This is a genomic window from Kineosporia sp. NBRC 101677, assembly GCF_030269265.1.
Classification (GTDB): Bacteria; Actinomycetota; Actinomycetes; order Actinomycetales; family Kineosporiaceae; genus Kineosporia; species Kineosporia rhizophila.
This window is the reverse complement of record NZ_BSTA01000009.1, coordinates 293,419-306,028: the sequence shown is the minus strand read 5'-3', so window position 1 is coordinate 306,028 and position 12,610 is coordinate 293,419. Positions and strand designations below refer to the sequence as shown.

Genomic DNA, 12,610 nt, shown 5'->3' with positions numbered 1-12,610 from the left:
CCCTAAGCCGCTGGTCCCGGTGGCGGTCCCCGAGCTGGGAGCTGAACGAACGCATGACCGACAACCCGTCCGGCGCGCTGTACGCCGAGGTCGTGGCCACCGAACGACTGAGCCCGCACCTGGTGCGGATCGTCTTCGGCGGTCCCGAGCTGTCCGGCTACGAGCCGCTGAACGTGCCGGACGAGGCGGTCGTGCTCTGGTTCCCCCGGCCGGGCCAGGAACGACCCGCGCCGGTGACCGAGAAGGACGGCGTGTGGGGCCACCACGACCCGCAGACCGCGCCGGAGGGCCGCAACTACACCGTGCGGGCCTTCGAAGCGGGTGAGAACGCGCGGATGACCGTCGACTTCGTGGTGCACCCGGGCGGGGTCGCGGGGGAGTGGGCGGTCAACGCCCAGGTCGGGCAGGAGCTGCTGATCACCCGCCCCCGGTGCTGGTACGAGCCCCCGGCCGACGCGAAGTGGATCCTGGCCGCGGCCGACCTGACCGGCCTGCCCGCGCTCGCCCGGATCATCGAGGAGTGCCCGGCCGACGGCCCGCAGGTGCACGCGATGGTCGAGACGGCCGACGCCGACGACCTGGCGGCGCTGCCCACCACCCAGTGCAACGCCCACAGCGTGGACGCGAGCGTGGGCACCGGCAACGGGGTGGCCCCCGGCGCGCTGAGCGACCTGATCGCCGCCAAGCTGCCCGAGCTGCTCGGCCAGGGCCCGGGCTACGTCTGGTACTCCGGTGAGGCGGCGCAGTCCCGGGCGATCCGGAAGCTGATGCGTAAGGAGCACGGCTGGCCGCTGGAGCGGGTGACCACCGTGGGCTACTGGCGTCAGGACGCGGAGCGCTGGGCCGAGACCTACCAGAAGGTCGGGGGCGACCAGCTGGTGAAGGTGTACTACGACGCGATCGAGCACGGCCTCAGCAACGCCGAGGCGTCGGAGCTGCTGGACGAGGAGTACGAGCGAGCCGGGCTCTAGGCCCGGCCCGCCCGGCCCTCAGAACAGGGCCGGCTCCAGGGTGTCGGGATACAGCGCCGCGGTGTTCTTGCCCTCTGCGTCGCGGACGAACAGAGCCAGGTAGCCCCCACCGTCACCCAGTTCCACCGAGGCCGCCCCGGCCACCGGGTCGCCGAGCGACCACTTGCCCGGGTACTTGCCCAGCCGGGTGGCCTCGCCCGGGTCGTCGGAGCAGTCGGCCAGGCCTTCGGGGCAGCGGAACTGCACTCCGACCACGTCCAGGGTCTCCCGGTCGATCCGGCAGACGCTGGACCGGGGCAGGCCCCCGTCGCCGTCGTGGCCGCAGTACACCGCGTCCGGCGTGACGGTGAGCCAGTACATCCGGTCGGCCATCGGGAAGGCGCGCAGGATCCGGCTGCGGTCGGGCGAGAGCAGCAGCACCTCGCTGTACTCGCCGCAGAACGGGTACGAGCGGGCCGGGCCGGCCGGGGCGAGGCAGCCGTCGGCGCCGAACGGATCGCCCTCGTCGAACGCATCGGCGTGACGGATCGTCCAGACGCCCTCCGGGGTGGTGACTTCGGGGAGGTCCTCACCGATGAGGCGCTCGGCCAACGGCAGTTCGGCCAGTTGCGGGTACACCCCGTCCCGCTCGGCCTCGGCGGCCGACTGGCTGGGGATGCTCTCGTCCAGATGATCCACCACCGGAGTGGGGAGCGCCGAAGGAGCGGCCGGCGCCTCGCCGCCCTGGTCCTGGCCGAGGAAGATCAGGGCGCCGAGCAGGATGCCGAGAACGGCGACCCCCGCCATGAGGGGCACCAGGAACGGCAAAGTGCGGGAGGGCCTCGTCCATTGTTCTTGATGTGTCGGTACCGACGCGCCCACCCGGTCGTTCAGGTCGTGCAGGGCGTTGCGCAGGCGGTCGTCGAGGTCGCTCATCGCTGGTCGCCTTCCCCGAGGATCCGGGCCAGCGAGGCCCGGGCCTTGAACAAGTGGGCCTTGGCAGTGCCCTCGGCGCAGCCCATGATCTCGGCCACCTCACGCACACTGCGGTCTTCCAGGTAGGCCAGCACCACGGCCGCGCGTTGCTGCCGGGGTAGCTGCCGGATCGCCGCCAGCACCGTCTCGACCTCTTCTGGGCCGGGAGGCAGTGGCGTGGGGGTACTGCCCAGCCGGAGCAGGGCGGCGGCCTCGACCCGGGCCCGGCGCAGCCGCTTGGAGGCCAGCTGGATGGTGACCCGGCGCAGCCAGGCACCGGGCTGGTCGTAGCGGCCGACCCGGTCCCAGTTCTGCCGGGCCTGCAGCAGCGCGTCCTGGGCCACGTCCTCGGCGGTCAGCCAGCTGCCGGAGACCGCGCAGGCGAGCGTCACCATCCGGCCGAACTCCCGCCGGTAGAACTCCTCGTAGTCCACGACCTGCTTACCCCCGGAGACTGCGCGCGGTGGAGCTGGCATCCCGGCCATCCTTCCCCTCGTGGCTGGTCCATGACCATGCACAGCCGCGGGGTGGGGTGCAGGGTTTACCGACGGCCCCGACTACGCTCTCCGGAATGAACAGCAGCAAGGTGTGGGTGCGCTGATGGCGCGGGTTTCGGGCCACGGGCCGCAGCGCGATGCCAAGGAGACGGCGGCCGCCGAGGCGCTGTCCCGCCGGTCGGCGGAGGTCTACCGGGAGATCCTCGACCGGGCCCCCGAGCACGACCTGGTGCCCAGCCTGGACCGGATCCAGGCGGTGGCCCAGCTGCTCGGCGACCCGCAGCGGGCGTTCGAGGCGGTGCACGTCACCGGCACCAACGGCAAGAGCTCGACCACGCGGATGATCGAGCGGCTGCTGCGCGAGCACAACCTGCGCACCGGCCGGTTCACCAGCCCGCACCTGAACGACGTGCGCGAGCGGATCTCGATCGACGGCGAGCTGATCGACCAGCAGCGCTTCGTCGAGGTCTACGACGAGATCAAGCCCTACCTCGACCTGGTCGACCAGCGCAACGCCGAGGCCGGCAACCCGCGGCTGACGTACTTCGAGGTGCTGGTGGCGATGGCCTACGCGGCGTTCGCCGACACCCCGGTCGACGTCGCCGCGGTCGAGGTCGGCCTGGGCGGCTCGTGGGACGCGACCAACATCGTCGACGCCCGGGTGGCCGTGGTCACCCCGGTGGGGGTCGACCACGAGCGGTTCCTCGGCCACGACCCGGCCACGATCGCCACCGAGAAGGCCGGGATCATCAAACCCGGCGCTGTGGCCGTGCTTTCGGAGCAGCTCGAGGAGGCCATGGAGCCCCTGCTGCAGCGGGCGGCCGAGGTGGGCGCCACGGTGTTCCGGGAAGGGTACGAGTTCAGCGTCAGCAGCCGGGAGGTCGCGGTCGGCGGCCAGCTGCTCACCCTGCAGGGCATCGCCGCGGTCTACCCCGACCTCTTCCTGCCCCTGCACGGCGCGCACCAGGCGCAGAACGCGGCCACCGCGCTGGCCGCGGTCGAGGCCTTCCTGCTGTCCGACGGGCGCGACTGGGCCGAGACCGACAACTCCCGCGAGGGAACGGGTCTCGACATCGACGTGGTGCGGGCCGCGTTCGCCGACGCGAGCTCCCCCGGGCGCCTGGAGATGGTCCGGCAGAGCCCGGCGGTACTGATCGACGCGGCCCACAACCCTTCCGGCGCGCAGGTTCTCGCCGATTCCCTCGAAGAGGCCTTCGGCTTCAGCAAGCTGGTCGGGGTGGTGGCGGTGCTGGAGGACAAGGACGCGGAGGGCATCCTCGGCGCGCTCGAGCCGGTGCTCTCCGAGGTCGTCGTCACCCGCACCTCCTCGCCGCGGGCGATGGACGTGGACGAGCTGACCGAGATCGCCGAGGACGTGTTCGGCGACGACCGGGTGGCCAGCTTCCAGCGGCTCGACGACGCCCTCGACTACGCGATGGGCCAGGCCGAGATCGGCGGGATGATCGGCGGCGGGGTCCTGGCCACCGGCTCGGTGACGATGGCGGCCGACGTCCGCCGGCTCTTCCGGATCCGTTAGAGATCGGGGGTTGACCCTGACGCAGGGTCAACCTTCGAGGATCGCTGTCATGAACACAGCGATCGCGATCCGGGGACTGCAGAAGTCCTATGGTGAGGTCGGCGTCCTGCGGGGCGTCGACCTGGAGGTTCCCGAGGGAACCGTCTTCGGCCTGCTGGGCCCCAACGGCGCCGGCAAGACCACGATGGTCAGGATCATGGCCACCCTGCTGGCCCCCGACGCCGGGCAGGTGCGCATTGCCGGGTACGACCCGGTGCACGAGGCCGACGCGGTGCGCGCCTCGATCGGCCTGACCGGCCAGTTCACCGCGGTGGACGAGCTGCTCACCGGTCACGAGAACATGGTCCTGGTGGCCGACCTGCTGCACCTGGGGCGGCGTGAGGGCCGCCGTCGGGTGGCCGAGCTGCTGGCCCACTTCGACCTCGAAGAGGTGGCCGGCCGCCCGGCGAGCTCGTTGTCCGGCGGCCTGCGGCGTCGCCTCGACCTGGCCATGACCCTGATCGGCCGCCCGCGCATCGTCTTCCTCGACGAGCCGACCACCGGCCTCGACCCGCGCAGCCGCCGCGCGGTCTGGCAGATCGTGCAGGAACTGGTCGGGTCCGGCACCACGATCTTCCTCACCACCCAGTACCTGGAGGAGGCCGACCAGCTGGCCGACCGGATCGCCGTGCTGGACCACGGCCGGTTCGTCGCCGAGGGCAGCCCGGCCGAGCTCAAGCAGCAGGTTCCCGGGGCGCAGAACCTCGACGACGTGTTCCTGGCCCTGACCGGCCGCCCGATTCCCGTTGCTCCCGAGGAGGACTCGCTGTCATGAGCGCCATCGCCCCGAACCTCACCGCAACCACCCCGCGTCCGTTCACCGACTCGCTCACGATGCTGCGACGCGTCCTCAGGCGGGCTCTTCGCTACCCGGGCCTGACCGTGGGCGTGCTGCTCGTGCCGGTGGTGATCCTGCTGCTCTTCGCCGGTCTGCTGGGCCGCCCGCTCGGCGCCGGCATCGGGGTGCAGGGCGAGGGCGGGTACATCAACTACCTGGCACCCGGCGTCTTCCTGATCACCGTGGCCTCCGGCTGCACCAGCAGCGCCGTGGCCGTCTGCGTGGACCTCACCTCCGGCATCGTCGACCGGTTCCGCACCCTGCCGATCTCCCGCGGCGCCTTCCTCACCGGCCATGTGCTGGCCAGCCTGGTGCAGACCGCGATCAGCACCGTGCTGGTGATCGGCGCCGCTGTGCTGATGGGATTCCGGCCCCAGGGAAATGTGCTGGACTGGCTGGCCGCGTTCGGCCTGCTGATGCTGATGGCCCTGGCCATCACCTGGCTGGCGGTGCTGATCGGGCTGCGCTCGCCGAACCCCGAAGCCGCCTCCAACACGCCACTTCTGGTGCAGCTCCTGCCCTTCGTGAGCAGCTCCTTCATCCCCACCGAGACGATGCCCACGGCGGTGCGCTGGTTCGCCGAGTACCAGCCCTTCACGCCACTGGCCGAGACCCTGCGGGCCCTGCTGCAGGGACGCGATCCGGGTTCGGACGCAGTGGTCGCGGTGCTCTGGTGCCTGGCCGTCGGGGTGCTCGCCTACGCTGCTGCTGCCCGCCGTTTCGCCGAGGTCAGGAAGAGCTGAGACACCGATGACGGACGATGCGCGCGCCTCGGTCGGGCCGGTTCCGGCCGACGCGTCGCTCACGATCGGACAGCTGGCCGCCTACACCGCAGTCACGGTGCGGGCGGTTCGGCACTACCACCAGCGGGGACTGCTGGCCGAGCCGGAACGCGACGCCTCGGGCTACCGGCGCTACGGCGCCCGGGCGGTGCTCGACCTGCTGAAGATCCGCACGCTTTCGGAGGCCGGGGTACCGCTGGCCCGGGTGCAGGAGCTCCTCGAGGTGCCGCAGCCGGTGCTGGCCGAGGCAGTGCAGGAAATTGAGGACGATCTCGACCGACAGATCTCGGAGCTCCAGTTGCGTAGGGAGCGGCTCACCGCACTGGGCCGAGGTGAGAATGCCCTCCTGCCGGGTGAACTCGGCAATCTCCTGGAGACGCTGCGGGCAGCGGGAGTGAGTGAGTGGGCGTTGCGGGCGGAACGGGACGGCTGGGTGCTGATTCTCGCCCGGTATCCCGTTCGCGGCCGGGAACTGTTGCTGGACAAGATCTCCTGGCTGGCCGCGCCGACGGCGCTGCGGCAGTACGTGCTCTACGACCAGGCCCAGCACTGGGAGCCGGACGACCCGCGGCTGCGCGAGGTGGCCGACGAGATCATCGGGACCCTCCAGCCGACCGCGGCCGATCTGCCCGAGGGGTGGCAGGAGGAGGACGCGGAACTGGCCCGGATGCTGACGGTGTTGTTCACCGCGGCCAAGACCCCGGCCCTGCTCCAGCTGGAGCAGATGCTCGCCGAGGGGCACCCGAGGTGACCGGGTCCGCGATCCGGGCCCAGCATCGTCCTCAATCGCCGGCGATCGACCGCTCACCGGACTTTTTGTTTTTTGTGGCCGAAGTTCTTCACAAAATGGGCGAAGGCTGACTACTGTCCCTCACAGACGCTACACAGGGGTAGTGATCGGACACGGACGGGGAGGTCGGCATCGTGGCGCGAGTCGGCACCCGTCCGGAGAACCGGCACCAGGCCCGCTTCCTCAGGATCCTGAGAGACAGCGGCCCGCAGTCGCGGGCCGAGCTCGGCGACGCCGTGGAGCTGTCCAAGTCGAAGGTCGCGATCGAGGTCGAGCGGCTGGCCGAGCTGGGCTTCGTGGACGTGGTCGGGCTGGCCGCCTCGCGCGGCGGCCGGCGCTCGCAGATGGTCGCGCTCTCCCAGAACCTGCGCTTCGTCGGTGTCGACATCGGCGCCACCTCGATCGACGTGGCGGTGCTGGACGGTGAGCTGAACCTGCTCGGGCAGGACCGGGCCGAGACCGACGTGCGCCTGGGCCCGGGACCGGTGCTGGACCAGGCCACCGATCTGGTGGCCAAGGTCCGGGCCGAGCTCGACGGCACGATCACCGGGGTCGGGGTGGGGGTGCCGGGCCCGGTCAGCCAGGCCGAGGGCGCACTGGTGGCGCCGCCGATCATGCCCGGCTGGAGCCGCTTCCCGATCCGCGACGTGCTCGGCGCGGCGCTCGGCGCCCCGGTCATGGTCGACAACGACGTGAACGTGATGGCCCTCGGCGAACTGCACGCCGGCACCGCGCGCAGTGTGCGCGACCTGCTCTTCGTCAAGATCGGGACCGGCATCGGCTGCGGCATCGTGGTCGGCGGGGAGATCTACCGCGGGGTGAACGGCTCGGCCGGCGACATCGGGCACATCCAGGTGGACGGCCACGGTCCGGTCTGCGCCTGTGGCAACACCGGCTGCCTGGAGGCCGCCTTCGGTGGCGCCGCCCTGGCCCGCGACGCCGAGGCGGCGGCCCGCAGCGGCCGCTCGGACTGGCTGGCCGAACGCCTGCTGGCCGGAAATCCGCTCTCAGCCAGGGATGTCGGGGCCGCGGCGGACGCCGGGGACCCGGTCAGCCTGGCCCTGGTGCGCGACGGCGGAACCCGGATCGGCAAGGTCCTGGCTTCTCTGGTCAGCTTCTTCAACCCTGGTCTGGTGGTGATCGGGGGCGGCGTGGCCGGCCTCGGTCACCCTCTGCTCGCCGAGATCCGCAGCGTCGTCTACCGCCGTTCGCTTCCTCTGGCGACCGGCAATCTGCCCATCGTCCTGTCCGAGCTCGGCGGCACCGCGGGAGTCGTGGGTGCCGGGCGGCTCATCTCAGACTCGGTATTCGCCACCAACTGAACGTTCTTCGCGCTCCATCCTGACCTCGACGAGGAGGCCACAGTGGACGACGTCCTGCTGCGCATGCGCGGCATCGTCAAGCAGTTCCCCGGTGTCCGGGCCCTGGACGGCGTCGACCTCGACGTCGCCGCGGGCCAGGTGCACTGTCTTCTCGGCCAGAACGGCGCCGGGAAGTCCACCCTGATCCGGGTTCTCGCCGGAGCCCACCGCCCGGACGAGGGGCAGATCACCTGGGCGGGCGAGGAGGTCAGCTTCTCCTCGCCCTCGGCCGCCATCCAGCGCGGCATCGCCACCATCTACCAGGAACTCGACCTGGTGCCCGGTCTTTCGGTGGCCGACAACCTCTACCTGGGGCACGAGAAGGCCACCGCCGGGTTCGTGCACCGCGGAGCCCAGGGGGCGGCCGCCCAGCAGGTGCTGAAGAAGCTCGGCCACCCGGAGATCCCGGTCGGCCGTGAGGTGGGCCGGCTCTCGGCCGCGCAGCAGCAGATCGTCAGCCTGGCCCGCGCCCTGGCCCGGGACGCCCGGCTGATCGTGATGGACGAGCCGTCGGCGGTGCTGGCCCACGACGAGGTGGAGAACCTGTTCCGGGTGATCCGCGACCTGATCGCCGAAGGCGTTGCGGTGGTGTACATCTCGCACCGTCTGGAGGAGATCCGGCAGATCGGTGACCAGGTCACGGTGCTGAAGGACGGTCGCACGGTGGCCACCGGGCTGCCGGCCCGGAGCACGCCCACCGCAGACCTGGTGTCGCTGATGACCGGGCGGCGGGTGGAGTACCTGTTCCCGGCACGCGACGAGGCACCGGTGTTTCCCGAGGAGTTCCTGCTCAAGGTCGACGGTCTGGGCCTGAAGGGCTCTTTCGAGGACGTCAGCCTGACCGTCCGGCCCGGCGAGATCGTCGGTCTGGCGGGGCTGGTGGGGGCCGGGCGCTCGGAGGTTCTGGAGACGATCTACGGGGCCCGGCGGCGTACCTCCGGTTCGGTGGTCATGGACGGGCGCGAGCTGCCGGCCGGTTCGGTGCGGGCGGCGGTGAAGGCGGGAATGGGGCTGGCGCCGGAAGAGCGCAAGAGCCAGGCCCTGCTGCTGGGTGAACCGGTGGCCCGTAACGTCACGCTGGCCTCGCTGCCGAGGATGACCAAGGGCCTGCCCGGCTGGCTGGACCGGCGCCGGGAGCGGACCACGGCGCAGGAGGCGACGTCCGGGCTGGAGGTGCGCCCGGCCGACGTGACCCGGCCGGTACGAACGCTTTCCGGCGGCAACCAGCAGAAGGTGGTGCTGGCCCGGTGGCTGCTCGGGTCGACCCGGCTGCTGCTGCTCGACGAGCCGACGCGAGGTGTGGACGTGGGCGCCCGCTCGGAGATCTACGCCCTGGTGCGGCGCCTGGCCGACGCCGGGATGGGCGTCCTGCTGGTCTCCAGCGAGGTTCCGGAGGTGCTCGGCCTGGCCGACCGGGTGCTGGTGATGCGTGAAGGGCGGGTGGTGCACACCGCCCCGGCCGGTGAACTCGACGAGCACCGGGTGCTCGACCTGGTGATGGAAGGAATCGTGCGATGAGCGAGGCCCTTTCCGAAGACCGGACGGCCGCCCCGGCGGCGGCGCCGGCCCGCTCCGGCGTGCTGGCCCGGCTGCGCGGCACCGAGGTGCGCAACCTCGGCCTGGTGGCGGTGCTCGCCGTGCTGGCCGTGATCGGGGCGGCCTCCAGCGAGAACTTCCTGACCGCCGACAATCTCGAGAACATCCTGGTCAGCTCGGCCACGATCGGTGTGGTCACGATCGGCATGACGTTCGTGATCATCGGCGGCGGCATCGACCTGTCGGTGGGTGCGCTGGTGGCCCTGGCCTCGGTCTGGGCCACCACCCTGGCCACCCAGTCGTACGGGCCGTGGATGATGGCGCTCTGCGCGATCCTCGTCGGGGCCGGCGCCGGGCTGGTGAACGGCCTGCTGATCGCCTACGGCCGGCTGGTCGCCTTCATCGTCACCCTGGCCATGATGGTGTCGGCCCGGGGGCTGGCCGCCCGCCTGGCCGACAACCGCTCCCAGGTGGTCACCGAGCAGCCGATCAAGGATCTGGCGACCACCGACGTCCTCGGGATCCCGCTCCTGGTCATTATTCTCGCCCTGGTGGCGACCGTGGGCTGGGTGCTGCTGAACCGCACCACCTTCGGCCGGCGCACCTTCGCGATCGGCGGCAACACCGAGGCCGCCCGGCTGGCCGGCATCGACACCCGGCTGAACACGGCCCTGCTCTACGTGCTCTCCGGAACCTGCTGCGGGATCGCCGCGATCATGCTGCTGGCCCGCACCACCACCGGCTCCAGCACCCACGGCCAGCTCTACGAGCTGGACGCGATCGCCGCCGTGATCATCGGCGGGACCCTGCTCACCGGCGGCCGCGGCACCCTGGTCGGCTCGGTCCTGGGCGTGCTGGTCTTCACCGTGATCACCAACATCTTCATCCTGAACAACCTGCCCACCGAGACCCAGAACATCGCCAAGGGCCTGATCATCGTCGCGGCCGTGCTGCTCCAGCGCCGCGCGAACCGCGAAAGCAGCTCCAGCTAGGGCATTCCCGCCCACCCATCCCACGGAGGTTCCGATGGACCGTTTCGCTCTCGACCGCCGGCGTCTGCTCGTCGGGTCCGGACTGCTCGGTGCGGCCGGCTTCCTCGCCGCCTGCACCAGCAACGAGCCGGAGACCGAAGACACCGCCGCCACCACCCAGGCGGCCGCCACCGGCAGCGGCAACGACGAGCCCGGCCAGGAGGTGGTGATCGGGTTCAGCGCCCCGGCCGCCGACCACGGCTGGATCGGTGCGATCACCACCAAGGCCGAGGAGGAGGCCAAGAAGTACCCGGACGTCGACTTCCAGGCGGTCGAGGGCAGCAACGACGTGAACCAGCAGATCTCCCAGGTGGAGACGCTGATCAGCCGCAACGTCGACGTGCTGGTGATCCTGCCGTTCGACGGCAACGCCCTGACCGAGGTCGGGGTGAAGGCGATGGAGGCCGGGATCCAGGTGATCAACCTCGACCGGGTGTTCTCCTCGCCCCGGGGTGCGCGCACCTGGATCGGCGGCGACAACTACGGCATGGGCGCCGCGGCCGGGTACTTCCTGGTGCAGCAGCTGCAGGCGAAGGGCGTGAAGAACCCGGTGATCGGCGAGGTCCAGGGCATCGCCGACCTGCCGCTCACCCAGGACCGCAGCAAGGGCTTCGCCGAGGCCCTGGCGACCGCCGGGTTCAAGGTCTCCAACCAGGTCAGCGCCCAGTTCACGGTCGAGTCCGGGCAGCAGGTGACCAGCAACCTGCTGCAGGCCGCGCCGAAGCTCGACGCGCTCTGGAACCACGACGACGACCAGGGCCTGGGCGTGCTGGCGGCGATCGACCAGGCCGGGCGGGACGAGTTCATCATGGTCGGCGGGGCCGGCTCGAAGAACATGATGGACCTGATCAAGGCCGACTCCGGGGTGGTCAAGGCGACCGTCACCTACCCGCCGAGCATGGCCGCCTCGGCGGTCAAGCTGGCCCGGCTGGTGGGGCAGAACAAGGGGATGTCCGACCTGGTCGAGCTCGGGGTGCCCGCCTCGATCACGCTGACCAGCGAGACCGTGACCAAGGAGAACGTGGACCAGTACCTCTCTCTGGGATTCGAGTCCTGATGGCGGAAAACACCCTCGGGGTAGGGATGATCGGCTACGCCTTCATGGGGGCGGCGCACTCCCAGGCGTGGCGTTCGGCCGGGCACTTCTTCGACCTGCCGGCCACCGCCCGGATGACCGCGATCTGTGGCCGGGACCGGGCGGCGACGGAGGGCGCGGCGGCGAAACTCGGCTGGGAGAGCGTGGAGACGGACTGGCGGGCGCTGCTCGAACGGGACGACATCCAGATCATCGACATCTGCTCACCCGGGGACACCCACGCCGAGATCGCGATCGCCGCGCTGGCCGCGGGCAAGCACGTGCTGTGCGAGAAGCCGCTGTCCAACACGGTGGCCGAGGCCGAGCTGATGGTGGCCGCGGCCCAGCAGGCCCGGCTGCACGGGGTGCGCTCGATGGTCGGGTTCAACTACCGGCGGGTGCCGGCCATCGCGCTGGCCCGCAAGCTGGTGTCCGAAGGCCGGCTGGGGGAGATCCGGCACGTGCGGGCCCAGTACCTGCAGGACTGGATCATCGACCCGCAGTTCCCGCTGGTCTGGCGGCTGCAGGCGGAACGGGCCGGCAGCGGGGCGCTGGGCGACATCGGCGCCCACATCGTCGACGCCACCCAGTTCATCGTGGGCGACCAGCTGGCCGGGGTGAGCGGGCTGACCGAGACCTTCGTCAAGGAACGCCCGTTGCCTGCTGCCTCGTCCGGTCTCTCAGCCGGTACCGGAGGCGGCACCGGTGCAGTGACCGTGGACGACGCGGCCCTCTTCATCGGCCGGTTCGGCAGCGGGGCCCTCGGGTCGTTCGAGGCCACCCGGTTCGCCGGGGGGCGCAAGAACGCCATCCGGATCGAGGTGAACGGCAGCCTGGGCAGCCTGGCCTTCGACTTCGAGTCGATGAACGAGCTGCACCTGTACGACGGCACCGCCGCCGCGGAGACCGGGGGGTTCACCCGGATCCTGGTCACCGAGCCGGAGCACCCGTACCTGAGGGCGTGGTGGCCGGCCGGGCACCTGATCGGCTACGAGCACTCCTTCACCCACGAGATCGCTGACCTGCTGACCGATCTGGGCAACGGCACCGACCCCACGCCGTCGTTCGAGGAGGGGCTGCAGGTGCAGCAGGTGCTGGCCGCGGTGGCCGACTCGGCCGCCGCCGGATCGCGCTGGCAGTCGCTGCCCGCGCCGGTCGCCGCCACCAGCGCCGCCTGATTTTCCCGCACGCGATGGTTC

At 71.1% G+C, this 12,610-nt stretch carries 12 protein-coding genes; 10 read left to right on the top strand and 2 right to left on the bottom strand.

Features of this window, described 5'->3' with window-relative positions:
- Positions 1-53: 53 nt before the first annotated feature.
- On the top strand, positions 54-971 hold the full coding sequence (locus tag QSK18_RS25915) for a siderophore-interacting protein (RefSeq protein ID WP_232810071.1): 918 nt from the start codon (positions 54-56) through the stop codon (positions 969-971).
- Positions 972-989: 18 nt separating this feature from the next.
- On the opposite strand, the gene QSK18_RS25910 is transcribed toward QSK18_RS25915, so the two are convergent.
- On the bottom strand, positions 990-1,886 hold the full coding sequence (locus tag QSK18_RS25910; RefSeq protein ID WP_232810072.1) for a hypothetical protein: 897 nt from the start codon (positions 1,884-1,886) through the stop codon (positions 990-992).
- Positions 1,883-2,401 (bottom strand): SigE family RNA polymerase sigma factor, encoded by a 519-nt coding sequence (locus tag QSK18_RS25905; protein ID WP_285624296.1) that lies wholly within the window; start codon positions 2,399-2,401, stop codon positions 1,883-1,885. The genes QSK18_RS25910 and QSK18_RS25905 overlap by 4 nt, the downstream gene beginning before the upstream one ends.
- Before the next feature lie 124 nt (positions 2,402-2,525).
- On the opposite strand from QSK18_RS25905, the gene QSK18_RS25900 reads away from it, so the two are divergent.
- The 9 genes from QSK18_RS25900 (at position 2,526) to QSK18_RS25860 (ending at position 12,589) form a co-directional block, all read left to right on the top strand.
- Positions 2,526-3,959: a bifunctional folylpolyglutamate synthase/dihydrofolate synthase gene (locus QSK18_RS25900; RefSeq protein WP_285624293.1), complete on the top strand. Its 1,434-nt coding sequence runs from the start codon at positions 2,526-2,528 to the stop codon at positions 3,957-3,959.
- 49 nt (positions 3,960-4,008) lie between these two features.
- Positions 4,009-4,773, top strand: a complete 765-nt coding sequence (locus QSK18_RS25895) for an ABC transporter ATP-binding protein (protein WP_232810075.1) — start codon at positions 4,009-4,011, stop codon at positions 4,771-4,773.
- Entirely contained in the window at positions 4,770-5,579 is an 810-nt protein-coding gene (locus QSK18_RS25890; protein ID WP_232810076.1) for an ABC transporter permease, read from the top strand. The genes QSK18_RS25895 and QSK18_RS25890 overlap by 4 nt, the downstream gene beginning before the upstream one ends.
- 7 nt (positions 5,580-5,586) lie before the next feature.
- Positions 5,587-6,369 carry a MerR family transcriptional regulator gene (locus QSK18_RS25885; protein ID WP_232810077.1) on the top strand — a complete coding sequence of 261 codons (783 nt, stop codon included), beginning with the start codon at positions 5,587-5,589 and terminating at the stop codon, positions 6,367-6,369.
- A 173-nt stretch (positions 6,370-6,542) separates the two neighbouring features.
- Positions 6,543-7,730: an ROK family transcriptional regulator gene (locus QSK18_RS25880; RefSeq protein ID WP_232810078.1), complete on the top strand. Its 1,188-nt coding sequence runs from the start codon at positions 6,543-6,545 to the stop codon at positions 7,728-7,730.
- A gap of 63 nt (positions 7,731-7,793) precedes the next feature.
- Positions 7,794-9,287 carry a sugar ABC transporter ATP-binding protein gene (locus QSK18_RS25875; RefSeq protein WP_269809916.1) on the top strand — a complete coding sequence of 498 codons (1,494 nt, stop codon included), beginning with the start codon at positions 7,794-7,796 and terminating at the stop codon, positions 9,285-9,287.
- Positions 9,284-10,297, top strand: a complete 1,014-nt coding sequence (locus QSK18_RS25870) for an ABC transporter permease (protein ID WP_232810080.1) — start codon at positions 9,284-9,286, stop codon at positions 10,295-10,297. The genes QSK18_RS25875 and QSK18_RS25870 overlap by 4 nt, the downstream gene beginning before the upstream one ends.
- Positions 10,298-10,331: 34 nt before the next feature.
- Positions 10,332-11,393: a substrate-binding domain-containing protein gene (locus QSK18_RS25865; protein ID WP_285624287.1), complete on the top strand. Its 1,062-nt coding sequence runs from the start codon at positions 10,332-10,334 to the stop codon at positions 11,391-11,393.
- The gene (locus QSK18_RS25860; protein WP_232810082.1) at positions 11,393-12,589 is read left to right on the top strand and encodes a Gfo/Idh/MocA family protein; all 1,197 of its coding nucleotides are present in this window, start codon (positions 11,393-11,395) and stop codon (positions 12,587-12,589) included. The genes QSK18_RS25865 and QSK18_RS25860 overlap by 1 nt, the downstream gene beginning before the upstream one ends.
- Positions 12,590-12,610 lie beyond the last annotated feature (21 nt).

Excerpts from the sequence above, each read along its gene's own strand:
- QSK18_RS25895 (WP_232810075.1), top strand. The coding sequence starts at position 4,009 with ATGAACACAGCGATCGCGATCCGGGGACTGCAGAAGTCCTATGGTGAG.
- QSK18_RS25915 (WP_232810071.1), top strand. The coding sequence starts at position 54 with ATGACCGACAACCCGTCCGGCGCGCTGTACGCCGAGGTCGTGGCCACC.
- QSK18_RS25860 (WP_232810082.1), top strand. The coding sequence starts at position 11,393 with ATGGCGGAAAACACCCTCGGGGTAGGGATGATCGGCTACGCCTTCATG.
- QSK18_RS25890 (WP_232810076.1), top strand. The coding sequence starts at position 4,770 with ATGAGCGCCATCGCCCCGAACCTCACCGCAACCACCCCGCGTCCGTTC.
- QSK18_RS25905 (WP_285624296.1), bottom strand. The coding sequence starts at position 2,401 with ATGCCAGCTCCACCGCGCGCAGTCTCCGGGGGTAAGCAGGTCGTGGAC.
- QSK18_RS25885 (WP_232810077.1), top strand. The coding sequence starts at position 5,587 with ATGACGGACGATGCGCGCGCCTCGGTCGGGCCGGTTCCGGCCGACGCG.
- QSK18_RS25875 (WP_269809916.1), top strand. The coding sequence starts at position 7,794 with ATGCGCGGCATCGTCAAGCAGTTCCCCGGTGTCCGGGCCCTGGACGGC.
- QSK18_RS25865 (WP_285624287.1), top strand. The coding sequence starts at position 10,332 with ATGGACCGTTTCGCTCTCGACCGCCGGCGTCTGCTCGTCGGGTCCGGA.
- QSK18_RS25910 (WP_232810072.1), bottom strand. The coding sequence starts at position 1,886 with ATGAGCGACCTCGACGACCGCCTGCGCAACGCCCTGCACGACCTGAAC.
- QSK18_RS25870 (WP_232810080.1), top strand. The coding sequence starts at position 9,284 with ATGAGCGAGGCCCTTTCCGAAGACCGGACGGCCGCCCCGGCGGCGGCG.
- QSK18_RS25900 (WP_285624293.1), top strand. The coding sequence starts at position 2,526 with ATGGCGCGGGTTTCGGGCCACGGGCCGCAGCGCGATGCCAAGGAGACG.